This is a genomic window from Undibacterium sp. CCC3.4 (genome assembly GCF_034347425.1).
Classification (GTDB): domain Bacteria; phylum Pseudomonadota; class Gammaproteobacteria; order Burkholderiales; family Burkholderiaceae_D; genus Undibacterium.
This window is the reverse complement of the sequence record NZ_CP133779.1, coordinates 828,277-854,228: the sequence shown is the minus strand read 5'-3', so window position 1 is coordinate 854,228 and position 25,952 is coordinate 828,277. Positions and strand designations below refer to the sequence as shown.

Sequence of the window (25,952 nt, the reverse complement as noted above, 5' to 3'; positions counted from 1 at the left end):
TAAGTGTTCAATCTTCTGAGTGCGTCGCCCTGTCGTACCGTGTAGCTGCGGACCGGGCGTCGGCAGCTACACTTTGCTTTAAAGCATCATTTTGACGTAAATCAAAGTTTCCGTTTTTTTTCTGATTACAATCGAGCTCTATTTCAGATCAATTCGCGGGAGCAGCTTTGGCTATCGAACTCTACAATGACGGCAAACACATTTGTGTGATGTTTAATGACCTCGTCAAAGATGCTGGCGATCATGCGGTTCAAGCGAATCAATTTCTTATCGTTTCCGATGGTGAGGGGGCACTGATCGATCCGTCCGGGCATTTGACCTACAATTCTCTGGTGCTGGCGATGCATAAATACCTCCCCAAGCAGCAGCTCAAATATCTGTTCGCCTCACACCAAGATCCGGACATCATCGGCGCGCTCGACAAGTGGTTGTTCAGCACTTCGTGCAACTTGTATGTTTCCAAGCTGTGGTCGCGTTTCGTGCCGCATTTTTGTAACCTCAACCGCGCCGACGGTCGCATCATCGGCATTCCCGACGAAGGCATGCCGGTGGTGATGCGTGACACCATCATTCATGCCGTGCCGGCACATTTTCTGCATGCCGAAGGTAATTTTCAATTTTATGACAGCAAATCGAAGATACTGTTTTCCGGCGATATGGGGGCATCGATGGTCGATGCCGATGCGATTCTTCAGCCGATTCGCAGCAAAGAAGAGTTTTATCGCGAATTACCCAGCATGAGCGGTTTTCACCAGCGTTACATGGTGTCGAACAAGGTGTGCCGTTACTGGGCTAATATGGTCAGGCAGATGGATATCGACATGCTCGTGCCGCAGCATGGCCGTTACTTCGTAGGCCGCGAGGCCATCCATGCCTTCCTTGATTGGATAGAAAATTTACAGTGCGGCATCGATTTATTCACGCAGGAGCAGTATCGCTTCCGCGGCTGATTCACGATGCTTTCGCCTTGAGCACGGCGTAATGGAGCGGCAGCGCGGTGGTGCTCTTGATGACTTCCATCACAAAGCTTGAACTGACATCCTGCAGGTCTGCCACCTTCACCAGTTTTTTATATACGATATCAAACCCGGCCATGTCCGGCACATGCACCTTGAGCAGGTAATCGAGCTCACCACTCATGCGCAGAATTTCAACGATTTCGGCGATATCTTTGACGCCGCTGATGAATTGTTGCATCCATTGTTCATTGTGGCGCGCCGCTTTCAGCGCCACCATCACCGTCAAACCGAGATTGAGCGCGACCGGGTCGCACAAGGCCACCTGCTGTCGTATCACCCCATCTTCATGCAGTTTCTGCACACGCCGCCAACACGGCGTGACCGACAAATGCACGGCTTGCGCCAGATCAGACAAAGCAATCGACGCATCTTTTTGCAGTAAACTGAGAATTTCGAGATCTTTTTTATCCATAACCGTCAATTTTTAGAAAACTATTCTAAAAATAACATAATTGGCAGTGATTTTTGGTAAAAAATTTCTGCCAATGCTTGTTACGATAGCCTTATTCGCAGATGCTGCACAGATCCTTGACTTCGGAGTTATTCATGAACCACCACCAGCACCCCTTACAAACCGCCACCCGCTTGACGCATGCCGGTCGCAAAGACAAGCAGCACGGCGGGCCGGTCAATCCACCCTTGGTGCGCGCTTCGACCATGCTGTTTCCCGATTGTGCTGCCTTAGCCGATGCCTGTGGCACGCGCCGCTCTTACGCCCGCCATGCCACCGAAACCACGCTCGCGCTCGAACACGCCCTGTGTGCTGCCGAAGGGGCGGCCGGCTGCATGTTGACTTCGTCGGGGCTGTCAGCCATTACCACCACCTTGCTGGCCTTGCTGGGCCCGGGCGATCATTTGCTGATGGTCGATACGGTATACGATCCGACGCGCGATTTTTGCGCCGGCCTGTTACGCCAAATCGGCGTGACGACGACCTACTACGATCCGCTCATCGGTGCCGGCATTGCCGCCCTCATGCAGCCCAATACCAAAGTAGTGTTTGTCGAGTCACCGGGTTCGCTGACCTTTGAAGTGCAGGATATTCCGGCCATCGCCGCAGTGGCGCATGCCGGCGGCGCGGTGCTGGTGTCCGACAGTACTTGGGCCACGCCGATAGGTTGGGATTCGTTCGCACTCGGTATCGATGTCTCGATTCATGCTGCCACCAAATATATCGTCGGCCATTCGGATGCCTTGATGGGGGCCATCTTGACCAACGACGCCCTGTATGAGCGCGTGCGTCAATGTTATAAACAGCTCGGTATGTCGGTCGGTGCCGACGATGCGGCCTTGGCGCTGCGTGGCTTGCGCACCATGGCGGCGCGCTTGGCCGTACATCGCGACAGCGCGCACGTGGTGGCGCGCTGGTTGCAGGCGCAACCGGAAGTGGCGGAAGTGCTGTATCCACCGCTCGAAGGCAGCGCCGGCCATGCCTTGTGGAAGCGCGATTTCCGTCCTGAATATGCCTGCGGTTTAATGGGTGCCGTGTTTCGCGCCGATATCACGCAGCAGCAAATGACCGCGCTGATCGATCGCACGCGCTTATTTGGCATTGGTTTCAGTTGGGGTGGCTATGAAAGCTTGATCTTGCCGACTTGGCCGGCTAAGTGTCGCAGCATCGATGCAGAAAAATGGCAAGCGCCGATGCTGCGTCTGCATGTCGGTCTCGAAGCTGTCGATGATTTGCTCGATGATTTGGCACTTGGCTTTGCCGCTCTGCGCGCCGACGGCTTGGCCGTGGCAGCGTGAATGAGTACTCAGTGCCGGGTCAGGCAGCGACCCATTGAAAGGCTTTTTGCAGCAAACCGGTCGGTGCGGTAAATAGCAGTGCGGTTTCCTGTTCCGGCTCGGTCAGATTGTTTGCGCGCTGTTCGGCTAATGAGTCGGGCAGTAAGTCGGGTAACAAGTGACGCTTCTGATCGCTGGCATAGTGCTGCCGTACTTGCACGCGTTCTAACAGTGCGCTGTTGATCTCGCCAACCAAGCTGAGTATGGTTTGACTGGCGAGTTCCAAATCGAATTGAAAAAAATCGAGATGTCTTTTGCCGAGACGCTGAGCGCTGAAGGCCAGGCAGATTGCTTCGAGCGAGGCACCGCAATCTTTCGCATGTAATTCGAAAACGCACTCGTAATTTCCCGGTAACATATTGTGCGCATCGCGATTCAATTCCATCGCTTTGGCCGTACCCGAACGGCGCGTGGCACCGATTTTATACACGCCCTCGCGCAGGCTGTCATTGTGCAGCAGGTAGATGGTCCCCGGCGTGCCATGCAATAGCTTCGGCTCTGGCGGCATAGTGCGCAGGGTGGTGCGATATCCGGTAGGCATGATGACCTCCATGTAGCGATGACAATCTACAGTGTAGCCAAACAGCCGCTCATTTCAGCCACGGAACAGGGGCAGAAAGCGCCCTCTGTTCAGGCTTTGCCGCCAATGGCCCGAGATTGTCATACGCCCGTCACGCCGGCTTGCTATGCTGCGCACATCCTATTGCAACTCCTCCAAAGGTCAGGATTTCCGCCCGCAAACGCTGTTTGCGGGTTTTTTTTATCCCGGCACCGGAAGCGGCGCAGTTTCTTCCAGATCGAGGGTCTTCACGCCCGCACCATTTTGAAACTCACTGTAGACCCAGTCACCCTCGACATTGAGCACGCCATCGGGCGGTGTGCGCTTGCTTTCGGCTTTACCGGCCAAACTGGCGCGCATGCTGTCGATCCAAATCGGCAGCGCCAGTGTGGCACCAAATTCACGTCCACCCAGCGATTTCGGATCGTCGTAACCCATCCACGCCACCGCCACCACATTGGCGGCATACCCGGCGAACCAACCGTCGACGGCCTCGCTGCTGGTACCGGTTTTGCCGGCCAAATCGTGACGACCCAGTCTTACTGACGCGGCTGCACCGGTACCGCTGCGTGTGACTTCGCGCAGCAAACTATCCATGACAAAAGCATTGCGGCTGTCGATCACACGGTTTTCTTCCAGCGCTGGCAGCGCTGGCTTGGCTTCGCTCAGCAGCTTGCCATGTGAATCCGTCACTTTACTGATCAACCACGGCTTGACTTGAAACCCGCCGTTGGCAAATACGGCATACGCGCCGGCCAACTGCAGCGGCGTGACGGCACCGGTGCCGAGGGCCAGCGTCAGATTGTCGGGATGCTTGTCTTTGCTAAAGCCGAAACGTGGCAACCAGTCGCGTGCCGTGGCTACTCCTATGGCTTTGAGTACCCGTACTGAGGCGACATTTTTCGACTGCGCCAAGGCCGTGCGCAGGCTGATCGGGCCATCGTATTTATTATCATCATTGCGCGGATCCCAATGCAACAAGACATCGGTGGTGGCTGACAATTGCACGTCATTGATCAGGGTAGCCGGAGCAAAGCCTTTTTCCAAGGCCGCCGAATAAATGAAGGGCTTGAGGCTGGAGCCGGGCTGGCGCCAGGCACTGCTGACATGATTGAATTTATTGCGGTTGAAATCGAAACCGCCAACCAGCGCGCGATACGCACCGCTGTCGGCATTGAGCGCCACATAGGCCCCTTCCACTTCGGGTAATTGGCTGATGCTCCAGCGTTTTTTGCTGTCTTGTATCACGCGTATCAGCGCGCCTGGCGCAATTTTCAGTTCGGCTTTGGCTTTGCTTTGCAGTGCGGCGGCGGCAAAGCGCAAGCCCTCGCCAGTGATTTCTATGCTCTCACCACTGGCCAATTCAGCCGCCACGGTTTTACCTGAGGCGGCAGTCACGACCGCAGCAAGCAGGCGCTCATTGGAGGGATATTTGCGCAGCACATCATCGATCGCATCGTCGCGCTCATCCTCATTGCTCGGCAAGGTGATGCGCGTTTCCGGGCCGCGGTAGCCGTGGCGCTGATCGTACTCCATGACATTTTTGCGCACCGCTTCCCAGGCCGCATCCTGATCGGCTTTGAGCAAGGTGGTGGTGACGCGAATGCCGGAAGTATAGGCTGCCTCTTTATATTCGGCGACGATGACTTGGCGTACCATTTCAGCCGCATAGTCGGCGTGCGCATCGAATTGCTGCTTGCCCGTGACGGTCAGATGTTCATGGCTGGCTTGCTCGAATTGCGCCGGCGTGATCAAGTCTTTTCTGAGCATGCTTTTGAGTACCAGGATTTGGCGTTCTTTGGCGCGCTGCGGATTGACCGCCGGATTATGTCGTACTGGGTTTTGCGGTATCCCGGCCAGCATTGCCGCTTCCGCCAGGGAGAGTTGATTGAGCGGTTTGCCGAAATAGGTTTTGGCGGCGCTGGAAAAACCATGGGTGCGCTGGCCGAGATAAATCTGATTCATATACAGTTCGAGAATCTGATCTTTCGATAGTGCTGCCTCGATACGGAAGGTCAACAGAATCTCGCGAATTTTTCGGTTGATAGTTTTTTCTTGGGATAAGAAAAAATTGCGCGCCACCTGCATCGTGATGGTCGAGGCACCCTGGTGAAAGCCGCCGCTCAAATCAGCCAGCAAGGCGCGGCTAAGGCCGATGAAATCGACCCCGTGATGTTCATAAAAACGGGCATCCTCAATGCTCAGCAGAGCATTTTTCAATACTGCGGGAATGTCGGCAATCGCGACAAAGTCGCGGTGTTCATCACCGAATTCGCCGATCAAGGCATTGTCTGCGGTGTAAATACGCAGTGGAATTTTCGGTTGATAATCGGTAACCGCGTCGAGCGCTGGTAAATCAGGTACGACCACCAGCAACACATAGGCGGCAGTGCTGGCGGCGGCCAGGCCGAGCGCCAGAAAAACTGCTAAGAGCCATTTCATTGTTGAGTATCCTATTCTTCTAAAGTTTGCAGCAGATAGAGCTTTTGATACAGACCTTGATCGATTTGCATCAATTCTTGGTGTCTGCCTTGCTCGGCCACGTGGCCGTGATTGAGCACGACGATGCTGTCGGCATCGCGGATGGTTGAGAGTCTATGGGCAATCGCGACCACCGTCACCTGTCCGCGTAATTCGGCCAAAGCCAGTTGTACGATTTGTTCGGTTTCACTGTCGATATGCGAAGTCGCTTCATCGAGAAACAAGATGCGCGGCCGGCCAGCCAAGGCCCGCGCGATGGCGACCAATTGCTTTTGGCCGGTAGAGAGGCGGGCACCGCCTTCACCGAGCGCGGTAGCGTAACCGTCTTCGAGCTGCAAGATGAAATCGTGGACATGGGCGGCCCGCGCGGCGCGCTCGATCTCGGCTTGGCTGAGATTGCGCCCCATACTGATGTTTTCGCCGGCGCTGGCGGCCAGCAGAAACGGTTCTTGCGGCACCAGACCGACGCTGGCGCGGAAATGCGCTTCAGAAAATGCTGCCAGGGGTTGGCCATCGATGCGTATGCTGCCGGCTTGGGCGGTGTAAAAACGCAGTAACAAACTCATCAGCGTCGATTTGCCGCTGCCAGTATGGCCGACCACACCGAAAAAACTGCCGGCTGGAATCTGCAGGCTGATCTGTTGTAGCACCGGATAACCGGGCGTGTAGGCGAAATCGACCGACGCGATGGCCAGTTCGCCGTGCGTGATCAGGGCGTCGCTGCTGTGCTGCGGGACGATTGTTTCCTGCAGCAAGGCATTAACTCGGGCCGCCGAGACGATGGCTTGCTGAATTTGCCCGAATTGCAGGGTGATTTGGATCAGCGGATCGACCACGCGCGCGATATAGCTGACAAAGGCATACAAAACCCCGACTTCGATAGCGGAAAAATCGCGCTGGCCAAAACAGTAAATCACCACCACCAGCAGCACCGAGTTGAGCAAATCCAAGGCTGGTCGCAGCAGCCAGGCATTGGCGCGCAATTCATCAAGCCTGGCGGTGTAATGCAAGCGGTTGGTGTCGGCAAAGCGCTGCCCGAAACCGCGTTCGGCATTACAGGCTTGCAGCGCGCTCATGCCGCTGATACTTTCGGCCACTTGGGCATTGATTTCACTGCGTAATTGACGCGCCCGCGTGACGGCCGGCGCACTCCAACGCTGATAAAACCAGACGATGATCACTACTGCCGGAATCAACAGCAGCACGATGAGCATCAGATGCCAATCCAGCCAAGCCATGGCGACCAAGGCACCGAGCACGACGATGGAACTGTCGAGCATCACAAACAGCACCTGCACGTAGAGATTTTTAACCGCTTCGGTATCATTGGTGACGCGGCTCACCAGTTGGCCGGTGATGGCTTGATCAAAGAAACTCATAGGCAGGCGCAGTACATGGCTGTACACCTGTTCCCGCAACCGGCGTACCGAGCGCATCGCCACGCCGGCCAAGCGCGTCAGTTGCAGATAGCGCAGCCAGGTGGCAGCCCAGCCGGTCAGCACATACGTGGCCAGCAAGCCGAGTACCACCGACTTGTCGATTTGGTGCGGTAACAAATAGCGATCGATGAAGGCTTTGCCGAGCAAGGGGCCAAGCGCTTCGAGACCGGCCGCGATACACAGAAACACGATGCCGAGCACGACGTGGCGGCGTTCTGGGGTGGCGGCGGCGACCAGCAATCCGACCGCTTGCTGTTTTTCCGAGCCGATTGCAGCGACTGGTTTATGCGGCATTGAGACTGGCCTCCAGTTGTTGATAACGCCATTGCGCGGCATACCATTGGTCGGCGGCCAGCAGTTCGGCATGCCGACCTTGTTCGACGATACGGCCTTCGCGTAGCACCACGATATGATCGGCATCGACCACTGCGCTGAGGCGATGGCTGACGATGACGGTACTGCGCAGCGCATGTTCACTGCGCCAGTCGGCCAGATGCTGCAGGATGCGGGTTTCGGTGTCGGTGTCGACGGCCGACAAGGCATCGTCGAGCAGCAGCAGCGGACTCACCGTCAGCAGTGCGCGCGCGATGGCGACGCGCTGGCGCTGGCCGCCCGAGAGCGAGACGCCGCGTTCACCGACGGCGGTGTCATAAGCGTGTGGAAAACGCAGAATATCATCATGAATCGCCGCCAGCGTCGCCGCTGCCATCACTTCGGCGCGGCTGGCATCGGGCCGTGCCAACGCGATGTTGTCGGCCACTGAAGCAGAAAATAAAAACGGTTCCTGTGCCACCCAGTTGATGGCACTGCGCAGGCTGTGCAAACGGTAGTCGGCCAAAGGCTGACCACCCCAGCAGATTACTCCGCCTTCGGCGGCGCATTCTATTTGCCGTAACAATAAACGGATCAGTGTCGATTTACCGGCACCGGTAGGGCCGACTATGCCCAGGGTCTGGCCCGGTGCGAGCGTGAGGCTGATGTCACTGAGTGCCGGTTGTTGCTGGCCAGGATAAGTGAAGGAGACCGCATGCAGTTGCACGCTGCCCGAGGGTGGCGTGCTGATTTGGCCGCTGTCGGTGACCGATAAGGGGGCGCTGAGCACCGGCTCGAGCCGGTTCCAGGCCGCTTTGCCGCGTTCCAGTAATGACAAGACCCAACCGGCAGCGAACATCGGCCAGATCAGTTGACCCAAATACATGGAAAAACTGGTCAACATACCGATGCTGATTTCTTCTTGCCAGACCAGAAAACCGCCGACGGCCAAGGTCAGCGCACCGGCGCTGGTGAGCGCAATGCCGACCGTTGGCTCATACGCGGCTTCCCAACGTTGCGCCGACAGACTGGCGGCAGACGCGCGTTCGGCCAAGGCGGCGAATTGCGCCGCGCTGCGTTGTTCCAAACCGAGCGCGCGCAGTGTGCGCACCCCGGCCAAGCTTTCTTGTACTTGATCATTGAGGGCACTGAAACACTCGAGCGAATTACGCGAAGCTTGTTGGATTTGCCGAGTAATTTTAGTAAACGCCCATGCCATGAGCGGGAAGGGTAGCAGCGCCGCCGCGGCCAAACGCCAATCTACCCCGAGCAGCATCATACCGATTACCAGCGCGAATGTCAGCGAGCCGTCAAAGCCAGCTAAAGCCGCTTCACCGGCCGCCAATTCGATGGCATCGGCATCATTGGTCCCGAGCGCCATCAGATCGCCGGTGCGCTGTTGCTGAAAAAAACTTTGCCCTTGCAAACTCAGACGCTGATACAAGCGAGTACGCAGCTCGACCCCGAGCTGATACGAAGCGGCAAATAATTGTAAACGCCAGCCCACCCGCAGAAAATAGATCGCCAAGCCCATCAGTAACAGCCACAGCAACTCGAACGCTAAGCTGCGCTGATCGAGTTCATGTTTGACCATGCGATCGATGATGGCCCCGACCCGGCGCGGAATCAGCACCGTCAGGGCGGCGACGGCGAACAACATCAGACCGGCCGCGCTGTAATGGCGCCAGTGGCGGCGAAGGAATTCTCGGAGTAGCTGGGCGAGTGTCATTAGGTGGGGGGGATTGTGCGTGCGTCGTCAATCAACAGCGCCTGCCGGCGTAGGGCGGCCGTGTTCAAGGATTGCTGGCCGTTTTAAGTGGGGTCGCGACATTCGCACGTATCCATTTTTGCATGTCTTGCCAGATCCGTTGAATTTCGGCCTCCGGTGGCATTTGCGTCGCGTTTGGTAACTCTATCGTCACTACCGGAATATCTTTGTGCACGCCGCTGTAGTTGCCGAGCGAACCAGGATACACGCCGACGCGGCTGTAGATCAAGCGCCCGAAGCGACTTGGCGGTGCACTCGGACCATCGAAATCGAGCACGCCGAACGGTGCATGCACCGAGATTACCAGGTCAGGCTTGAATTTTTCTATGGTATCAAAGACCCAACGGCTTTCCGGCTCGGAAACCGGGGCGCGGCCGGGAAAGCGGCGCGGATCACGGCGCGTTACGCGAGACCAGTAAGCCGGTGCTTCCTGTTGCCAGCCGGGGGTAGGGAAATTACGATTCAAATCGACACCATGGGCATTCATGCGTTGCGATTTGGGTGCCAGCATACCGTCCGGATTGACCAGCGGTGCGATCTTCCATTGAAATTCCTGTGGCCCACTTTTTTGCATCGCGTCGAGCCAGCGAAACACGATGGCCGAGGCAGTCTGCTCATCGCCGTGTATTCCACCCAGTAACAAGATTTTCAGTGGGCGCTTCTGCTTAGGATCGGCACCGATATCGCGCGTGAGCAGCGGAAAACCATTGATGGAATTCGCTCCGCTGGGAACGAGCTTACTGTTTCGGCAATCATTGGTAGAAATTTTTGGCAGTTTCGCCGCCAAGGGTATGCACCAGTCATTGATTTTTGCTGGCGCTGGCGCTGCCGCGAAGGCTGGAAGTGCCGTGCTCATCAGCAGTGCCAAACTGTGCCGGCAGCGCAAAGCGGTGAGGGAATTGTTACGCAAGAGTACCCATTGCATTATTACATCTGCTCCAGAAAAGCGCCGCAGCGCGCCGCTGCCAAAGTGGCTGCGGCGCGCTGCGGCGTGGGGGTCAGTTCAAGCCGGCGGCAGCGCGCAGGAGCGCCGCTTTGTCGGTACGTTCCCAAGTGAATTCCGGCTCTTCACGACCGAAATGGCCGTAGGCGGCGGTTTTGGCATAAATCGGACGCAGCAGATCGAGCATCTGAATGATGCCTTTCGGACGCAGATCGAAGTGTTCATTTACCAGGGCCGACAATTGCTCGTCCGGAATCACACCCGTACCTTCGGTGTAGACGGTGACATTCATCGGGCGCGCCACGCCGATCGCATACGCGACTTGAATCTGGCATTGCCGTGCCAAACCGGCGGCGACGATGTTTTTGGCGACATAGCGTGCCGCATACGCAGCCGAACGATCGACTTTGGTCGGATCTTTACCGGAAAAAGCACCACCACCGTGCGGGCAAGCGCCGCCGTAGGTGTCGACGATGATCTTGCGACCGGTGAGGCCGCAATCGCCTTGCGGGCCACCGATGACGAAGCGCCCGGTAGGATTGATCAAGAACTTGGTATCGAGCAGCCATTCTTTCGGCAGCACCGGTTTGATGATCTCTTCGATGATGGCTTCGATGAACGAGGCTTTCATCTTGGTGGCGGTTTCGCTCTGGTCCGGGCTATGCTGAGTCGACAGCACGACGGTATCGATACTGTGCGGCTTGCCATCGACATAGCGCATCGTCACTTGGCTCTTGGCATCGGGACGCAGGAACGGCAGGCGACCGTCTTTACGCAACTGCGCTTGGCGCTCGACCAAACGGTGGGCATAGTAAATCGGTGCCGGCATCAGTTCCGGGGTTTCATCGCAGGCGTAACCGAACATCAAGCCTTGATCGCCGGCACCAATATTGAGGTAATCATCGCTGGCGCGATCGACCCCTTGGGCGATGTCATTGCTCTGCTTATCGTAGGCGACCAGCACCGCGCAGCCTTTATAATCGATGCCGTATTCGGTATTGTCATAGCCGATGCGCTTGATGGTATCGCGGGCGACCTGAATGTAATCGACATTGGCTTGTGTGGTAATTTCACCGGCCAACACCACCAAACCGGTGTTGGTCAGAGTTTCTGCCGCCACCCGCGAGAGCGGATCTTGTTCAAAAATAGCGTCGAGGATTGCGTCCGAAATTTGATCGGCGACTTTGTCCGGGTGTCCTTCGGACACCGATTCGGAAGTGAAAAGGAAATCATTAGCCATCGCAGGCTCCTATAAAAATGACCGTAAAAAATTGTGCCGCAGTCGGGAAGAGAACCTGCGACGCTTTAGCGGAACTTATATACCGCCTCGCAAGTTGTCTGTTAACTCGGCGGTAGCTGGTTCGGGCAAGTCGGTGCAAGGTATGCACAAGACGCGTCCGAAGCGAGCCAATATGTGATATTTTACGCCTTCTATTCAAGCTGTGTCGAATACCCCTCACTTTTTACATTGATTCTTGAGCGGCCTCATGCTTATCATTTTATTCCGTTGTCTCTCGTTCTTGCCGCTGCCGGTTCTGCATGTCATCGGTTCGGGGCTTGGTCGACTTGTCTATTTACTGTCTCCATCGTATCGCCGGCGTCTGCGCGAGAATGTCGCGCGCGCAGGTTTTTCGGCTGATTTGGCGGCTGCGGCGCGCGAAACCGGCAAAAATGTATTGGAATTGCCGTTTATCTGGTGCGCCCAGCCGGAGCGCGTGCTGCGCACCGCCAGCGTGGAAAACTGGGAATTGGTCGAGCGTGCCTTGGCAGAAAAAAAAGGCGTGATCTTACTCACCCCGCATCTGGGCTGCTTTGAAATCGTCGCTCAAGTGATTGCCGCCCGCACCCGCCTGACCGCGCTGTACCGCCCGCCGCGCAAAGCCGCGCTGAAACCGCTGATCGAGGGCGCACGCGCGCGCGCCAATTTATTACTGGCGCCGGCCAATCTGTCGGGTGTGCGAACCATGGCCAAGGCACTCAGAAAGGGCGAGGCGATAGGCTTATTACCCGATCAAGTGCCGCAAGAAGGTGAGGGTGTGTGGGCGAAGTTTTTCGGCAAGCCGGCTTACACCATGACCTTATCGGCGAAATTGCACAGCATGAGCGGCGCGCCGATTATTTTGACCTATGCCGAGCGCTTGCCGCACGGACGTGGCTATGTGGTGCGCTTCGTCGCCTTCGAGGAAGAACTCGGCAGCGACAGCGTACAGCAAGCCGAAGCCATCAACCGGGCGATGGAAAAGCTGATCGCACGCGCGCCGGCGCAGTATTTCTGGAGTTATAACCGTTACAAACAACCGGACGGTGCTGCGCCGCCGCCGGCCACCCCGCCTGCCGCCTGATGGAGTTACTGTGAGAATTGTTCTCGGTGTGATGTGGCTGCTGCATTTCTTGCCGCTGCCACTGCTCGGTCGTTTCGGTGAAGCGGTCGGGGCCTTGCTGTTTATTTTAATTCGTAAACGCCGCCATATCGCGCTGACCAATTTGCGCCTGTGTTTTCCAGAACGCAGCGAAGCGGAACGGCTGGCGCTGGCGCGTCGGCATTTCCAAATGTATGTGCGCAGCGTGCTGGAACGGGGGATTTTATGGTGGTCATCGGCAGCGCGTTTGCGTCGCTTGATACAGGTCGAACCAGGCGTACCGCTGGCCACCATCGCTGCCGGGCCGACGATACTGATGTGTCCGCACTTCGTCAACCTCGATGTGGCCGGTGTGGCGGTAATGTTGGAAACCTCGCTGTGCTCAATTTACACGCGCCAGAGTAATGCTGTGTTTGACCAAGCGCTGCGGCGCGGTCGTTCGCGTTTTCGTCCGGTGAAACTGTTTGCCCGCGCCGAAGGCGTCAAACCCATCATCCGTGCGCTGCGCGAGGGCATCCCCTTCTTCATGCTGCCGGATATGGATTTCGGTGCTAAAGATGCCGAATTCATTCCCTTTTTCGGCGTTCCTGCCGCCACCTTGACCGCCTTGCCGCGTATCGCCGCCAGCACCGGTGCACGCGTGGTACCGGTAATCGCCACCATGCTTCCCAATTATCGTGGTTGGAAAGTCTGCTTTCATCCGCCGTGGGAAAGTTATCCCGGTGACGATATGACGGCCGCTACGCGCGCCATGAATGCCTTCATCGAAAGCGAGGTCTTGAAGGCACCGGCCGAATATTTCTGGGCCCATAAGCGCTTCAAGACCCGCCCGCCGGGACAAGACAGCGTGTATTAAGCCGCTCCCGCTTGCAGTGGCAACAGTTCGGCTTCGCCATTAAGCAGGGTACTGGCCGGCAGCGCTTCGATGCTGCGTAATCTTTCATAATACGGCGCGAAGTCTGGTGCGGTACCGTCGAACAACTGTTTGAAATCATCGATAACGAAATACGTTTCCTGATACGAATCGATTTTGTACAGGGTGCGCAGACAGCGCTCGACATCGAAGCGAATATGGCGCGAGGCACTGCCCGGTTGCAGACAATATTCGACTTCGCCACCCGAAGATAAAATCCCCGCGCCGTAAATCCGCAAGCCTTGCGCCGTATTGATCAGACCGAATTCCACCGTATACCAATACAGCCGCGCCAATTGATCAAGGCCGCCTAATTGCATCGCTTTCAAACCGCCCTGACCATATAACTGCATGTAATCGGCAAATACCGGATTGAACAACATTGGCACATGACCGAAAAAATCATGGAATACATCGGGTTCGACGATGTAATCAAATTCCGCCGGTGTACGCAGCCATACCGTTACTGGAAAGCGGCGGTTGGCCAAGTGTTCGAAAAAACTCTGTTCCGGAATCAAGCCCGGCACCGCGACGATGCGCCAGCCGGTGGCCACAAACAAGGCCTCGGAAGTTGCGGTGAATTGTGGAATACCATCGGCCGCATTCAGGCCAGCCAAGGCCGCGATGAATTCATCGCAAGCCCGGCCCGGCAGCAGGGCCATCTGTCGTTGATACAGTTGGCGCCACAAGGCGTGCTCGGCCTCGCTGTAGGCCAACCAATCCTGTTGCACCACATAGTGTTCATCGGCCAGCCGGTAATCGCCACGCAGCGCCGCGCCATCGGATTTACCCGCCACGCTGGCGAGGAAGGCCGCATTGTCGGCATGACTGACTTGTATTGCGCTTGTCTCTGTTGTTTTCATCATCTTCTTCTTTTGTAAAAAAAAGGCTGGCACTTGTCGTGCTCAGCCCTTATTTTGTGCTTACATCAGCGCTGCAAACATCAGGCGCTGGCTGTTTCATCCTTGAGCACGCCACGACGGATTTGATCGAGTTCTATCGATTCAAACAGGGCGCGGAAATTCCCTTCGCCGAAACCTTGGTCGCCTTTACGCTGAATGATTTCAAAGAAAATCGGACCGATCACGGTGGTGGTAAATATTTGCAGCAGCAATTCACGTGAAGTTTCCGTGCTTTTGCCATCGACCAGTACGCGCAGCTTGCGCAGCGCCGCCAAATCTTCACCGTGGCCAGGCAGGCGACGATCGATCAAATCGTAGTAGGTATCGATGGTGTCTTGGAATACCACGCCGGCTTGTTTCATGTCGCCGACAGTTTGGTAGACATTGTCGGTTCCCATGGCGATATGCTGCACGCCTTCACCATGATACAAATCGAGGTATTCGGCGATCTGCGATTTATCATCGGATGATTCATTGATAGGAATACGGATTTTTCCGCACGGCGAAGTCATTGCCTTCGATTTCAAACCGGTATGTTTGCCGGCGATATCGAAGTAGCGGATTTCGCGGAAATTAAACAGCGACTCGTAAAAATCGGCCCATTCTGCCATCCGCCCGCGATGCACATTGTGCGTCAGGTGATCGATATACGTCAGACCATGACCGACCGGATTAGACGGTACGCCGGGAATGGCGACGAAATCGGCATCATAGATACTGATGTTGCCGATCGCACCGTCCGGTGCGCCATCTTTACCATGCCACCGGTCGACAAAATACACCAGTGCATCGCCGATACCCTTGATGGCCGGAATATTGAGTTCCATCGGCCCGGTTTTGTTATCGAAACCCCATGCACCGAGATCAAGCGCACGCTGGTAGGCGGCATTGGCATCTTTGACACGGAAGGCAAAGGCACACACCGAAGGACCGTGTTTGCGCGCAAATTTTTGGGCAAACGAATCCGGTTCGGCATTGATGATGAAATTCACATCGCCCTGACGAAACAAGGTGACATCTTTGGTGCGATGTTTGGCAATCGCGGTGAAACCCATGGTGACGAATAATTCGCCCAGTCCAATCGGGTCGGGTGCGGCGTATTCGATGAATTCAAAGCCATCGGTACCCATAGGGTTATCCCATGTTTGCAAGCTCATGCATGTCTCCTGTGTTGGTCAGATATTATTGTCAGAGTTCACCATATCGACGCCATGCAGACTACAAGCAGGCGCGTTTGATACAGATCAAGTTATCAGTATAGTCTGCACAGCACGCGATAAAATTGCAAAATCGCACAGTGAAAACATAATTTGCGCAATAATATTGCTCAACTATGAATAATATTGGCATACCATGACCGAAATCAGTCTCGATAAAATTGATCGAAAAATCCTCGCCATCCTGCAAGCCGACGGTCGCCTGAGTAACCAGGAAGTGGCCGAACGCGTTAATCTGTCGCCCTCACCGTGTCTGCGCCGTATCAAGCGCCTGGAAGACAGCGGTGTCATCCGCAAATACGTCGCCCTGCTCGAAGCCGCCAAGATCGGCCTGGGTTTACTGGCCTATGTCAATGTCCGCCTCGAGAAACACAGTGACCACCCCGGCAAGGGCATATCGCGTTCGCCACGGGATGACTTCGCCGGCTCGGTTGCGCAGTGGACCGAAGTCATCGCTTGCTATGCCATGACCGGCGAGATGGATTATCTGTTGCGCGTGCATGTAGAAGACATGGACCATTTTTCGCGCTTCATGATGGAAACCTTGCTGCGCCACCCCGCCGTGCTGGATGTTAAATCCAGTTTTGCCTTGCAGAAAATTAAAGAAACCACCGCGCTGACGATACCGGCTGCCTGATGTTTTTCAGCGTGCCGTCGTCCCAGCGATGAATTGGCAATCGGTCTGGTCAATGTGGTTCCGCCCCACTGGTTTATCCATGTGCCCAGAAACAGTCGGACCAAAAAAATGAATGAGGGTCATGCCGACCGTGATGTTAAAAAATCGTCGCACGCTGCAGTTTTGTTAGCCGGTGGTTAGCGTGATGCCACAGGCTTGAGGGATCGCCATCGAGTAATTTACTTGTTTGCTTGACTGGCTTGGCCTGTGCGAAATTGTTAGCTTCGCCAATGAGCAAGGGAAAAAAGGACTGCACTGATCTGGTATTTCTTAGCGTCAAAAAATTTTCACAGGCTTGCTTTTCGGCGCTGTTGTATGGCAGAGTTTTTTTTGAAAAAAACGACTAGGCGGTATTGAACTTAACGGAGTGTTCAAGTTATTCTATTTCTGATCCGACAGGATATTCTCCGTTTGAATGCAAGGTATGGTGGTTCAGTGCTCTGCCAAGTCATAGCGAATGTGTATTACCTTGGGGGTTTCGATTCTTGGTGGACTGTTTTATGCAGGGACGGTTCAAAAAACTGCACATTGACTAAAAAATTGATCGGATGAGAAGTTTTCCTTGTCCGATTTTTTTAAGCGGGGAAGCGATGAAACGAATCTTTGTTCGATTTAGTGTATGGGCTTTTTTCGTCTTGATGAATCCTGTTTCAGTTCAAGCAAATCAGCGCACATTTGATCAAAAATCTGACTAGGGTTTGAAACTCCGGCCTTCAGAGGCTGTCGCAAAAGGGTATTGAGTCGGTATCATTACCCTAACTGGTGGCCACGTCATTCCTGCGCGCTTTTGGCAGGAACCCAGCGGCGTTCGTGGTTAACTGAAAATGCCAGAAATTGTGGCATTTCCAGTGAAAAAAACGACGCTGGGTTCCCGCCAAAAGCATGCGGGAATGACGAGGCTGTGGCATGCAGGAATGAAGAGGTATGCGGTGTTTCAGGTGTAAAAAACGTCCATCAGGCTTTTGCGACAGCCTCTTTTGGCCGGTGAGCGACGAAGGAGCGACGCGATGGGAGGGGATGCAAACCCCTTCCAGAGTCTTTTCCATCGTCGCTTGCGACGATCCATTAACTTGTTTGCAGCTGAATGACCCGCTGTTCGGGCGCGGCGATTGGTGCTGCGCGCTGATGACGATAGCACGCACCACACTAGTTAGGCGCTTCCCCGATGCCGTCGCTGTGCCGCGCATTCTCTTACTATGCATCGGCAATGGAGCATCGCAACAGTTGCAAGCTGATGAATGCGGGCCGTGGCGCGTGTGATGAGAGCAATATTGCAAACTGAAACGACGGAATGCGGGCTCGCTTGTCTGGCGATGATCGCTGCACACTTCGGTCGGTATATCGAATTGGCTGATTTACGCCGGCGTTTCAGTATCAGTCTGAAAGGCGCGAGCATGGCGCAATTGATGCGACATGCTGCGACATTGGAATTGTCGACACGTGCGTTGCGACTAGAACCTCTCCTTGATTCGGTCTATTTGAATGAGCTATGTTTGGAAAATTATTCCTGAGTGCTGTGTTTTTCGTAGTCCTTTTTTTTCCGGAAAATATAGGCGTGGACAAACTTTCCCATCGATATGTGTGGGTAGGCATGATCTCTGCTGAGCATTTGAAACATTGCAAACAAGCCTTTTTCGATGATCCGACTTTACGTGCGATTGAATATCGCGCCTCGCCTGGTGCGTCTGCCGATGCTAAACGGATAGGGGCAGAAATCGAAGCATTGATCGATATGCGACGACTGTCGACTTTTGCGAGAGGCCAATGTGGTTCCGCCTGTGCCGTTGCTTTTTTGCTTGGGCATGAACGCGTATTGCTGGCTTCTTTGGATCAGGTTCCGACCCACTTGTTTATCCATGTGCCCAGAAACAGTCTGACTAAAGAAATGAATTATGGTCATGCCGACCGTGATTTTAAAAAAATCGTCGCACGCAGCGGTAATCGATTTCCGCTCTCTTTGTTGGAAATGACTTACGAGGTCAAAACGCCTGAGGGCGGCCTCTATATCTTACGTCAGGCTGTCGCGTCAAAGGAAAATGGTGGTCTGCACCACGTTTGGTTTTGCGCTGGCGACGAACTCATTACGCAGCAGTCTTGTCAGCCTGTGGTTGGCGTGACGCCACAGGATTTAGGGATCGCCATCGAGTAATTTATTTGTTTGCTTGACTGGCTTGGCCTGTGCGAAATTGTTAGCTTCGCCAATGAGCGAGGGAAAAAAGGACTGCACTGATCTGGTATTTCTTAGCGTCAAAAAATTTTCACAGGCTTGCTTTTCGGTGCTGTTGTATGGCAGATTTTTTTGAGCTCATATTTTTGCAAGAACACGCATATAAAAAAGGCAAACAGCGTATTGGTGTTGTTCGGCAGTCGGTTGCTTGATGTTGCTTGAGATGTGAAAAATATCTTGGCCGAGTCTAGCATTGGGAAAACTACACTGGCCTAGCGGTCTTTCCAACCCGGCAAATGCTTGAGCCATTTGGCAGCGGCGCGGGCATTGGCTTTGATGGTGTAGTCGATGGCGGCCACTTGTTCTTGCACGGCTTCGAGCAAGACGCTGGCGGCGTCGGCCGGGCTCAATTTGAGATAGGCATCGGCTTCGCCGTATTCGCGATGAATTTCCATACCGGCTTTTCTGGCAATATGGATCATGGTTTGATTCGATGCCAGGCAATGCATGTAGAGGGTGTCAACATCGGCATTGCGGCAGTGAATTGCGCCGCGTTCGAACAGTTTCGCGCCTACTCCTTTGCCACGTGCGGATTTCGAGACCGATACGCCGAATTCGGCGATGCTGTCCTTCTCACTGATGTCATCATTATCGGTGCGCGCGGCGAAGGCGAGGTGGCCGACCCCGACCAGGCGGAAACGGTGGCTCATCACGCCGAATACCTTATCGCGTGAAAAATCGAGGCCTTCCACATACTTTTCGACCATGACGTCGGGCAAATAAGTGCCGAAGCGCAGTAAGCGGTCACTTTCTTCCAGGGCGAGAAAATGCTGGAGAATGCGGTGACGGTCTTTTTCGGCCAGTTCTTTGACGTAAACCTTGGCTTTACTGCTCGTCGAGGAAGGGGCTGGGGAGGCGTAGAGGTCGGCAGAATTCATGATGTGTCCTTACTGCAATTGAATTTGTGCAGCGCACAACGCATTGTAGGCGATTCTGGCGAATTATTCCAGAAAAGCTTAGTTTTCTTGCTTAAGTACTTGATTTTCAAGATGCTGCACTGCGGCAATTCTGGCCTTGCGCAGGGCTTCGGGAATGCTTTTTTGCTGTTCTACGCAAAGCCTGGCGATGGCAGCGCCATCGACTTGTTGCACTGCATGTAGCGCCTGTTGCCAAACCACGGCGGCCGGGAAGTCTTGCTGTGCGATACCAGCGCGGCCGCATTGAGCACATTCGGCGGCGCGCAGCAGTTCGAGGAAGCGTTGCGGCTTACGTAAGCCGTCATTGCGCACCAGCAGGTCGACGATGTCACTGCTGCACATGGAGAATACGCGTCCGAGATGGCCAAGCTCGCGCGCGGTCATGAAGGCCAGATCGCGGCACTCGCCCGGTACTTTCAGGCGGCGGCAAACTTGTTCCACCAAGCTAGCTTTGCCTAAATCATGCAATAAGGCGGCGAAACGTACTGGCAAGGGAAAGTTGCGTGCGGCGGCATAATCGATGCACAGCATGACATGGATGCCGGTATCGCTTTCAGGATGGTGCTGTGGTGCTTGCGGCACGCCCCAGAGGGCGTCGAGTTCTGGCAGGATGCGTGCCAGCGCGCCGGCGCTGCGCAAGACTTCAAACATGCGCGAGGGTTTGGCTTCCATCAAGCCGCGTGCCAGTTCTTGCCATACCCGTTCCGGCATCAAGGCGTCGACTTCGCCGGCCTCGACCATGCTGCGCATGAGCGCGGTGGTTTCGGGTGCAACCGTGAAGTCGTGCGGTGGCAGCGAGAAGCGAGCGGCAAAGCGGGCCACACGCAGTATGCGCACCGGATCTTCGGCAAACGCCGGTGAGACATGGCGAAACATGCGTAGTTGCAGGTCGCGCTGACCGCCGTAGGGGTCGTACAGTTGCCCATCCTCATCTTGCGCCATGGCGTTAATGCTCAGATCGCGACGTATCAAGTCTTGTTCCAGCGTTACGCTGGGGTCGGTATGGAACACGAAGCCTTGGTAGCCTGCGGCAGTTTTGCGCTCAGTGCGCGCCAATGCGTATTCGGCATGACTGTGCGGATGCAGGAATACCGGAAAGTCTTTACCGACGGCTTGATAACCTTCGGCCAGCATTTGCGCCGGGCTGCTGCCGACGACGACATAGTCGCGGTCGTGCACCGGCAAGCCGAGCAAGGCATCGCGCACCGCACCGCCGACGACATAGGTTTGTTTCATCGCATTCAGCTTCCCGAGCGTGCCTCGTGCCACGCGACGGTATCGGTTTCTGTCAGGGCGGTGGCGATCCAAGCGGCCACAGCCGGATGGGCGATCAGGCGTTCTGCATAGGCTTGCAAGGCCGGTGCCAAGGTGACGCCATAACTGCGCAGGCGCATGACGATCGGAGCAAAATAGGCATCGGCGATGCAGAATTCTCCGAACAGGTAGGCATGCGCGCCATAACGGGTCAGACAATCTTCCCAGATTTCGCAGATGCGGCCGATATCGGCTTGCGCGCCCGAGCTGCGTGCTTGCTCGCGCAAGTCGGCGCGGATGTTCATCGGCATGTCGTGGCGAATCGAGGCAAAGCTGGCATGCATTTCGGCGCAGATGCTGCGCGCATGCGCGCGCGCGCCTACATCGGCCGGCCATAAATTGCGCGAGCTGAATTGTTCGGCCAGAAATTCGCAAATCGCCAAGGAATCCCAGATCGCCATGTTGTTGGCGATCAGTACAGGCACTTTGCCGGCCGCCGAGTAGCTGGCGATGCGTGCGGCGGTATCGGCTTGACCGAGTGCAATGCGGACTTCCTCGAAGGGTATGCCGAACGCGCTCATCACCAACCAAGCACGCATCGACCAAGAGGAATAATTCTTATTGCCTATTACCAAGACCATGCGCTGGCGGTGCTGTTCCAGCAGGGCCGCGATGGCAGGATGGGTTTCAGTCTCTTGCATCAGCTTTCAATTCTTCGGTGAGGGCAGGATCGGCACTGTTCATCCCTTTCGGTATGACCATGCCGAGACGGGCTTTGAGCGATTGCGGTTTTTTTTCCAGCATGGCGGCGTAGAACGTGGCATTCGACAAGACATTTTTGACGTAGCCGCGGGTTTCGGAAAACGGTATCGTTTCGGCAAAAATCGCTCCCTCGACCGGACGGCTCAATTTGGCGCGCCAGGCGCGTGGTCGGCCCGGGCCGGCATTGTAGGCGGCCGAAGCCAGTGCCTGTGAGCCGCCGAGGTCGCTCAATACCATGTTGAGGTAGTTGGTACCGAGCGTGATATTGGTATCGATATCATTGACTTGCTCAGGTACAAAATTACCCAAGCCGATTTTTTTGGCGACATAACGCGCCGTCGACGGCATGATTTGCATCAGGCCGGAAGCCCCGACCTGTGATTTAGCCGTCATGATGAAGCGTGATTCTTGTCGTATCAGGCCATACACCCAGGCCATGTCGAGTCCGAGTGCCTGAGTAGTTTTGTACATGCTGTCGTTAAATGGCGTCGGATAGCGCTGACTGAAATCGAGTTCACCCTTGGTCCGGTCGGAGGTGTTGACCATGCGGTCGAGGAGATTGTTTTGGCGTGCCAATTCGGCAGCCAGCAGATGTTGTCGTTCTGTTAGCTTGCGCAATTCCCAGTTCCATTCACGCGTGCCCTCAAGGCGCAGGTTCATGGAATAAAATTTCAAGGCTCTTTGTAAATTTTGATTGCGCGCAATAGGTTCCAGTTCTTCGGCACTGATCGGTTTGGCATTGGCAGGTACGCCGATTTTTTGGCCGCTTTCTTCGCTCGCCAGTTGACCGTAGAAATGCAGTTGTTCGGCGATGCTGGCAAACAACTGGCGCGCTTCATCAGTTTTGCCTTCTTCTTTGAGCGCGCGGGCTAGCCAATAGATCCAGGTCGGGTCATTTTTCAAATTGGCCGGCATGTCGAGAATCGCGCTTTTCACGCGTTTCCAGTCGAGTTCGCGCAAGGCGCTGCGGACGCGCCATTGGTAGGCTTCGTTCGAGAAATTTGCGCCATCGGCGCGCAGCCAGTAGCTTGGTGCTTCCGCTTCCAGTTTCAGGGCCGATTGCAAGGCGATCTGGGCCCAAGCATTGGCGCGTTCAGTGCTACTGAGGTGGGCATCGTAGCGCGACAGATTATCGGCGGCTTCGCCGCTGTCTTTGCGGGCGGCGCGGCCGAGTGCGAGTAAATACAGCTCACGTCCGGCGCGATTGTTATCGGGACCGTTTTTAATGATGGCAGTGGGTTTGTCGAACACCGCACTGATTTTTTTATCGGCCACGCCGAGTAATTTTCCTAGTTTTTGCGCCAATGCTTGGGCACCGGCTTCGGCCGCCATGCGCATCTGTCCCCATAATTCAGTTGGGCCGAATTGGCCGTTGTCGACCAAGTAATTGACTAAGCTGTAACAGCCCTCGCCATAATCGCGTGGGGTCGTGAGCAGTGCTTGTGCTTGGGCGGTAACTTTTTGCTGTTTGTAGGCTTTCGATAATACGGCGTAGCAACGCAGTTGGTTGTCATCCGCGACCACGAAGAGCGGGTATTGTTGGTCGAATATCTCCCATTCGCCGCGTTTGCCAAGTTGGCTCAGCCAGTCGTTGCGCAGACGATCAGCGATGGCGCTACCTTGATATTGCGTGATGAAGGCGCGCATTTCGGTGTTGGAGGCGCTGGCCAGATGGGCGCGGATACGGTAATAATCGACATACGAGGGAATCGCGTATTGCGGCAGTGCTTGCGCATACAGTTCGGCATTGGCCGCATCATCATGAAACGCCGCATCGCGCAGAGCCATGAAACGGTCGTCGTCGGTGACGAAGGTTTTTGGTGCAGCGCTGGCGATGCTGCTGAAACCTGCTAAGATCAGCGCACTTAAAGGGTATAAAAGTTTTTTCAGAGACATGTTTTTACATCGTTTTCATCACTATTTTTGACAGTATGACACAGCCACCTGCCAGCGCGCATCCACAGACTGCAGAAGTCTGCACGGACCGAAAAACTTTGCGTGCGCTTCTTGTTGCTCGTCGGCATGCAATCGCGCCAGCGGATAGAAGCGCGTGGGATGCGCAACTGGGGCAGCAATTGCTCGATTGGTGTAGCCGCACAACTATGCGCAGTCTGGCCGTGTATTGGCCGATACAGGGTGAACCCGATTTGCGTCCGGTGTACCGGCAGTTGCGCGCGCTCGGCATGGTGCTGTCTTTGCCGGTGGTCAGGGCGGCGGGCGCAGCACTGGATTTCGCGCTGTGGGAAGAAAATGCCGAATTGCAAGTTGATCGCTATGGCATCGCCATCCCCCCAGTAGGGGCCACCATGCTGGTGCCAGAGGCGCTGCTGATTCCCTGTGTCGGCTTCAATGCACGTGGCTTTCGGCTCGGCTACGGCGGTGGTTTTTATGATCGTACGCTGGCGCAATGGCCGCAGGCAACATCACTGGGGCTCGCTTACCTATGCCTGCAAGAGGAATTTGCCGCAGGCGAATACGATATCGCGATGGATCAAATGTTGACGGCCGGCAGTGTCAGTGCTGTTTGACACTGGCCGGTCGTGGGCAGTTTAAAAGCCGAGCGCCAAACCATCGGGACTGCGCGGGTCGGCGAAGCCGTAAAATTGGCCGTCACTGATCTGTATCGTTTCGGTTTTTCCAAGCACGTTCGCCGGCGTTAAATTCTGGCCCTTTTTGCGCAGTAATTCCAGGGTGTCGGCGCTGATGCCTTTTTCATAGTATAGGCGGTCCGGCATCCATTGCTGGTGAATGCGCGGGGCAATGGTGGCTTCGGCGATGTTCATGCCGTGGTCGATGACATTGAGCAGCATTTGCAAGGTAATGTTAATGATGCGACTGCCGCCGGGGCTGCCGGTGACGAGGAAGGGTTTGCCATCCTTGAGCACGATGCTTGGTGTCATTGAACTCAATGGCCGCTTGAGGGCCTGCACCGCATTGGCGGTACCGCCGACCAAACCGAAGGCATTCGGGGTCCCGGCTTTGACGGAAAAATCATCCATTTCATCGTTGAGCACGATGCCGGTACCGGCCGCCACGATGCCGCTGCCGAAATTCAGATTAAGGGTGTACGTGGTAGCGACGGCATTGCCGAAGCGATCAGCCACGCTGAAATGGGTGGTTTGGTCGCTTTCATAACCAGGTGGCTGGCCTGGTTTGATCTGGCTCGATGGGGTGGCGTGTTCCGGGTCAATTTTAGCGACCAGTTTCGCCGCATAGCTGGGAGAAGTCAGCCCGGCCACCGGCACGTGAAGAAAGTCGGGGTCACCGAGGTATTCTGAGCGGTCGGCATAAGCCAGTTTCATGACTTCGCTCATTTGGTGCAAGGTGGTGGCGCTGTTGGCACCTTGTTCTTTGAGCGGATAATGCTCGAGCATGTTGAGCATTTCAATCAGGTGCACGCCACCGGAACTCGGTGGCGGCATCGATACCACCTCATAACCGCGGTACTTGCCGCGCACTGGTTCGCGTTCGATGGCGCGGTAATTTTTTAAATCGGCAGCGCTGATGAGGCCTTGATGCCGTTCCATTTCAGCGACTAGCTTGCGCGCAATATCACCTTCATAAAACGCTTTGCCACCTTGTTCGGCGATGAGTTTGAACGACTTTGCCAAATCACTTTGCACTAGCAATTCACCGCTTTGCAAAGGGCGATTTTGTTTGAAAAAAATCGCTCGGCTAGCTGGCCAGCGACCTAAGTGTTCACGCTCGGCATCGAGCACGGAAGCGAGATAGGGGCTGATGCGAAAGCCATTGGCCGCGAGTTTGATGGCCGGTGCCAACACTTGCGACATGGACATGCTGCCGTATTTGCGCAAGGCCAGTTCAAAGCCAGCCACGCTACCCGGTACGCCGCTGGCCAAGTGGCTGTGGGTTGAGCGGCCGGCGATGACCTTGCCGGCCGCATCGAGATACATATCGCGCCGCGCCGCAGCCGGGGCCATTTCGCGGAAATCGATGGCGTTATCGCGACCCGAGCGGGCATCATGAATGAGCATGAAACCGCCACCGCCGATATTGCCGGCGTTCGGTAAGACGACGGCCAAGGCAAAACCGACCGCGACGGCGGCATCGACCGCATTGCCGCCACTTTGCAAAATCTCAGCGCCAACCCGGGTCGCCAGCGCTTGTTCCGATACCACCATGCCATGCGGCTGACTGAGCGGACTGATGATAGGGAAGTTGCTGTCGTAATGAATATTTGCGGCCACTTGAGCGGCAGCAAACGGCGCTGCGACGCCGATTGTCAACAGCAGAAGCAGGGCGTTTTTTTTGTATCGTGACATGTTGGGACTCCGTGTCTATGTGCTGTGTTCTCTAGGCAAGCACAGTGCTTGAATCTGTATTTTCAGTTTTTATTCTACCCCGTATTACCGATGCCGGTTTTTGTGGTTGTTTTTTACAAGTTAGTGTGGTGC

23 protein-coding genes are annotated in these 25,952 nt (G+C 55.4%); 9 read left to right on the top strand and 14 right to left on the bottom strand.

Annotated features, from left to right (window positions below):
• Positions 1-167 precede the first annotated feature (167 nt).
• On the top strand, positions 168-950 hold the full coding sequence (locus RHM61_RS03850) for an MBL fold metallo-hydrolase (RefSeq protein WP_322249823.1): 783 nt from the start codon (positions 168-170) through the stop codon (positions 948-950).
• Position 951: 1 nt separating this feature from the next.
• Here RHM61_RS03850 and RHM61_RS03845 read toward each other — a convergent pair whose 3' ends face one another.
• Complete coding sequence (locus RHM61_RS03845; RefSeq protein WP_322249822.1) at positions 952-1,431, bottom strand: Lrp/AsnC family transcriptional regulator; 480 nt, start codon at positions 1,429-1,431, stop codon at positions 952-954.
• Between the two features lie 134 nt (positions 1,432-1,565).
• On the opposite strand from RHM61_RS03845, the gene metC reads away from it, so the two are divergent.
• On the top strand, positions 1,566-2,768 hold the full coding sequence (metC, locus tag RHM61_RS03840; RefSeq protein ID WP_322249821.1) for a cystathionine beta-lyase: 1,203 nt from the start codon (positions 1,566-1,568) through the stop codon (positions 2,766-2,768).
• Positions 2,769-2,787: 19 nt separating this feature from the next.
• On the opposite strand, the gene RHM61_RS03835 is transcribed toward metC, so the two are convergent.
• The 6 genes from RHM61_RS03835 to metK all read right to left on the bottom strand — a co-directional run bounded on the left by RHM61_RS03835 (position 2,788) and on the right by metK (position 11,549).
• The gene (locus RHM61_RS03835; protein ID WP_322249820.1) at positions 2,788-3,348 is read right to left on the bottom strand and encodes a hypothetical protein; all 561 of its coding nucleotides are present in this window, start codon (positions 3,346-3,348) and stop codon (positions 2,788-2,790) included.
• Positions 3,349-3,567: 219 nt separating this feature from the next.
• A complete protein-coding gene (locus RHM61_RS03830; RefSeq protein WP_322249819.1) occupies positions 3,568-5,808 on the bottom strand; it encodes a PBP1A family penicillin-binding protein in 2,241 nt (746 codons plus the stop codon).
• Positions 5,809-5,819: 11 nt separating this feature from the next.
• Complete coding sequence (locus RHM61_RS03825) at positions 5,820-7,580, bottom strand: ABC transporter ATP-binding protein (RefSeq protein WP_322249818.1); 1,761 nt, start codon at positions 7,578-7,580, stop codon at positions 5,820-5,822.
• The gene (locus tag RHM61_RS03820; RefSeq protein WP_322249817.1) at positions 7,570-9,327 is read right to left on the bottom strand and encodes an ABC transporter ATP-binding protein; all 1,758 of its coding nucleotides are present in this window, start codon (positions 9,325-9,327) and stop codon (positions 7,570-7,572) included. The genes RHM61_RS03825 and RHM61_RS03820 overlap by 11 nt, the downstream gene beginning before the upstream one ends.
• 64 nt (positions 9,328-9,391) lie before the next feature.
• Positions 9,392-10,291 carry a M14 family zinc carboxypeptidase gene (locus tag RHM61_RS03815; RefSeq protein WP_322249816.1) on the bottom strand — a complete coding sequence of 300 codons (900 nt, stop codon included), beginning with the start codon at positions 10,289-10,291 and terminating at the stop codon, positions 9,392-9,394.
• 73 nt (positions 10,292-10,364) lie between these two features.
• Entirely contained in the window at positions 10,365-11,549 is a 1,185-nt protein-coding gene (gene metK, locus RHM61_RS03810) for a methionine adenosyltransferase (protein ID WP_322249815.1), read from the bottom strand.
• A gap of 247 nt (positions 11,550-11,796) precedes the next feature.
• Between metK and RHM61_RS03805 the strand changes: the two genes are divergently transcribed.
• Together RHM61_RS03805 and RHM61_RS03800 are read left to right on the top strand one after the other, a co-directional pair.
• Positions 11,797-12,651, top strand: a complete 855-nt coding sequence (locus RHM61_RS03805) for a lysophospholipid acyltransferase family protein (protein WP_322249814.1) — start codon at positions 11,797-11,799, stop codon at positions 12,649-12,651.
• Positions 12,652-12,682: 31 nt separating this feature from the next.
• Complete coding sequence (locus tag RHM61_RS03800) at positions 12,683-13,525, top strand: lipid A biosynthesis acyltransferase (protein WP_416200227.1); 843 nt, start codon at positions 12,683-12,685, stop codon at positions 13,523-13,525.
• Here RHM61_RS03800 and phhA read toward each other — a convergent pair.
• Together phhA and hppD are read right to left on the bottom strand one after the other, a co-directional pair.
• The gene (phhA, locus tag RHM61_RS03795; RefSeq protein ID WP_323503252.1) at positions 13,522-14,448 is read right to left on the bottom strand and encodes a phenylalanine 4-monooxygenase; all 927 of its coding nucleotides are present in this window, start codon (positions 14,446-14,448) and stop codon (positions 13,522-13,524) included. The two genes, RHM61_RS03800 and phhA, sit on opposite strands and share 4 nt — an antisense overlap.
• 77 nt (positions 14,449-14,525) lie before the next feature.
• Positions 14,526-15,641: a 4-hydroxyphenylpyruvate dioxygenase gene (hppD, locus tag RHM61_RS03790; RefSeq protein ID WP_322249811.1), complete on the bottom strand. Its 1,116-nt coding sequence runs from the start codon at positions 15,639-15,641 to the stop codon at positions 14,526-14,528.
• 196 nt (positions 15,642-15,837) lie between these two features.
• Here hppD and RHM61_RS03785 point away from each other — a divergent pair, with 196 nt between their 5' ends.
• The 4 genes from RHM61_RS03785 (at position 15,838) to RHM61_RS03770 (ending at position 18,526) form a co-directional block, all read left to right on the top strand.
• Complete coding sequence (locus tag RHM61_RS03785) at positions 15,838-16,338, top strand: Lrp/AsnC family transcriptional regulator (RefSeq protein WP_322249810.1); 501 nt, start codon at positions 15,838-15,840, stop codon at positions 16,336-16,338.
• Positions 16,339-17,394: 1,056 nt separating this feature from the next.
• Entirely contained in the window at positions 17,395-17,637 is a 243-nt protein-coding gene (locus RHM61_RS03780) for a hypothetical protein (protein WP_322249809.1), read from the top strand.
• Entirely contained in the window at positions 17,637-17,888 is a 252-nt protein-coding gene (locus tag RHM61_RS03775) for a cysteine peptidase family C39 domain-containing protein (RefSeq protein WP_322249808.1), read from the top strand. The genes RHM61_RS03780 and RHM61_RS03775 overlap by 1 nt, the downstream gene beginning before the upstream one ends.
• A gap of 44 nt (positions 17,889-17,932) precedes the next feature.
• Positions 17,933-18,526, top strand: coding sequence for a hypothetical protein (locus tag RHM61_RS03770; protein ID WP_322249807.1), 594 nt, complete (start codon positions 17,933-17,935; stop codon positions 18,524-18,526).
• 290 nt (positions 18,527-18,816) lie between these two features.
• Here the strand turns inward: RHM61_RS03770 and RHM61_RS03765 are convergent, their stop codons facing one another.
• From RHM61_RS03765 to RHM61_RS03750, 4 genes are all read right to left on the bottom strand, one after another.
• Positions 18,817-19,482: a GNAT family N-acetyltransferase gene (locus tag RHM61_RS03765; RefSeq protein WP_322249806.1), complete on the bottom strand. Its 666-nt coding sequence runs from the start codon at positions 19,480-19,482 to the stop codon at positions 18,817-18,819.
• A gap of 78 nt (positions 19,483-19,560) precedes the next feature.
• Positions 19,561-20,757 (bottom strand): multifunctional CCA addition/repair protein, encoded by a 1,197-nt coding sequence (locus tag RHM61_RS03760; protein ID WP_322249805.1) that lies wholly within the window; start codon positions 20,755-20,757, stop codon positions 19,561-19,563.
• Positions 20,758-20,762: 5 nt separating this feature from the next.
• Positions 20,763-21,476 (bottom strand): glutathione S-transferase family protein, encoded by a 714-nt coding sequence (locus tag RHM61_RS03755; RefSeq protein ID WP_322249803.1) that lies wholly within the window; start codon positions 21,474-21,476, stop codon positions 20,763-20,765.
• Entirely contained in the window at positions 21,463-23,433 is a 1,971-nt protein-coding gene (locus RHM61_RS03750) for a lytic transglycosylase domain-containing protein (protein WP_322249801.1), read from the bottom strand. The genes RHM61_RS03755 and RHM61_RS03750 overlap by 14 nt, the downstream gene beginning before the upstream one ends.
• Positions 23,434-23,468: 35 nt before the next feature.
• Between RHM61_RS03750 and RHM61_RS03745 the strand changes: the two genes are divergently transcribed.
• Positions 23,469-24,065: a 5-formyltetrahydrofolate cyclo-ligase gene (locus RHM61_RS03745; protein WP_322249800.1), complete on the top strand. Its 597-nt coding sequence runs from the start codon at positions 23,469-23,471 to the stop codon at positions 24,063-24,065.
• A 21-nt stretch (positions 24,066-24,086) separates the two neighbouring features.
• Here the strand turns inward: RHM61_RS03745 and ggt are convergent, their stop codons facing one another.
• Positions 24,087-25,820, bottom strand: a complete 1,734-nt coding sequence (gene ggt, locus RHM61_RS03740; protein WP_322249798.1) for a gamma-glutamyltransferase — start codon at positions 25,818-25,820, stop codon at positions 24,087-24,089.
• Positions 25,821-25,952 lie beyond the last annotated feature (132 nt).

Coding starts and splice junctions, on each gene's coding strand:
- RHM61_RS03760 (WP_322249805.1), bottom strand. CDS start 20,757: ATGAAACAAACCTATGTCGTCGGCGGTGCGGTGCGCGATGCCTTGCTC.
- RHM61_RS03835 (WP_322249820.1), bottom strand. CDS start 3,348: ATGCCTACCGGATATCGCACCACCCTGCGCACTATGCCGCCAGAGCCG.
- RHM61_RS03745 (WP_322249800.1), top strand. CDS start 23,469: ATGACACAGCCACCTGCCAGCGCGCATCCACAGACTGCAGAAGTCTGC.
- RHM61_RS03830 (WP_322249819.1), bottom strand. CDS start 5,808: ATGAAATGGCTCTTAGCAGTTTTTCTGGCGCTCGGCCTGGCCGCCGCC.
- RHM61_RS03775 (WP_322249808.1), top strand. CDS start 17,637: ATGAGAGCAATATTGCAAACTGAAACGACGGAATGCGGGCTCGCTTGT.
- RHM61_RS03785 (WP_322249810.1), top strand. CDS start 15,838: ATGACCGAAATCAGTCTCGATAAAATTGATCGAAAAATCCTCGCCATC.
- RHM61_RS03765 (WP_322249806.1), bottom strand. CDS start 19,482: ATGAATTCTGCCGACCTCTACGCCTCCCCAGCCCCTTCCTCGACGAGC.
- RHM61_RS03750 (WP_322249801.1), bottom strand. CDS start 23,433: ATGTCTCTGAAAAAACTTTTATACCCTTTAAGTGCGCTGATCTTAGCA.
- ggt (WP_322249798.1), bottom strand. CDS start 25,820: ATGTCACGATACAAAAAAAACGCCCTGCTTCTGCTGTTGACAATCGGC.
- metK (WP_322249815.1), bottom strand. CDS start 11,549: ATGGCTAATGATTTCCTTTTCACTTCCGAATCGGTGTCCGAAGGACAC.
- RHM61_RS03780 (WP_322249809.1), top strand. CDS start 17,395: ATGCAAACCCCTTCCAGAGTCTTTTCCATCGTCGCTTGCGACGATCCA.
- RHM61_RS03815 (WP_322249816.1), bottom strand. CDS start 10,291: ATGCAATGGGTACTCTTGCGTAACAATTCCCTCACCGCTTTGCGCTGC.
- phhA (WP_323503252.1), bottom strand. CDS start 14,448: ATGATGAAAACAACAGAGACAAGCGCAATACAAGTCAGTCATGCCGAC.
- hppD (WP_322249811.1), bottom strand. CDS start 15,641: ATGAGCTTGCAAACATGGGATAACCCTATGGGTACCGATGGCTTTGAA.
- RHM61_RS03800 (WP_416200227.1), top strand. CDS start 12,683: ATGTGGCTGCTGCATTTCTTGCCGCTGCCACTGCTCGGTCGTTTCGGT.
- RHM61_RS03825 (WP_322249818.1), bottom strand. CDS start 7,580: ATGCCGCATAAACCAGTCGCTGCAATCGGCTCGGAAAAACAGCAAGCG.
- RHM61_RS03845 (WP_322249822.1), bottom strand. CDS start 1,431: ATGGATAAAAAAGATCTCGAAATTCTCAGTTTACTGCAAAAAGATGCG.
- metC (WP_322249821.1), top strand. CDS start 1,566: ATGAACCACCACCAGCACCCCTTACAAACCGCCACCCGCTTGACGCAT.
- RHM61_RS03805 (WP_322249814.1), top strand. CDS start 11,797: ATGCTTATCATTTTATTCCGTTGTCTCTCGTTCTTGCCGCTGCCGGTT.
- RHM61_RS03820 (WP_322249817.1), bottom strand. CDS start 9,327: ATGACACTCGCCCAGCTACTCCGAGAATTCCTTCGCCGCCACTGGCGC.
- RHM61_RS03755 (WP_322249803.1), bottom strand. CDS start 21,476: ATGCAAGAGACTGAAACCCATCCTGCCATCGCGGCCCTGCTGGAACAG.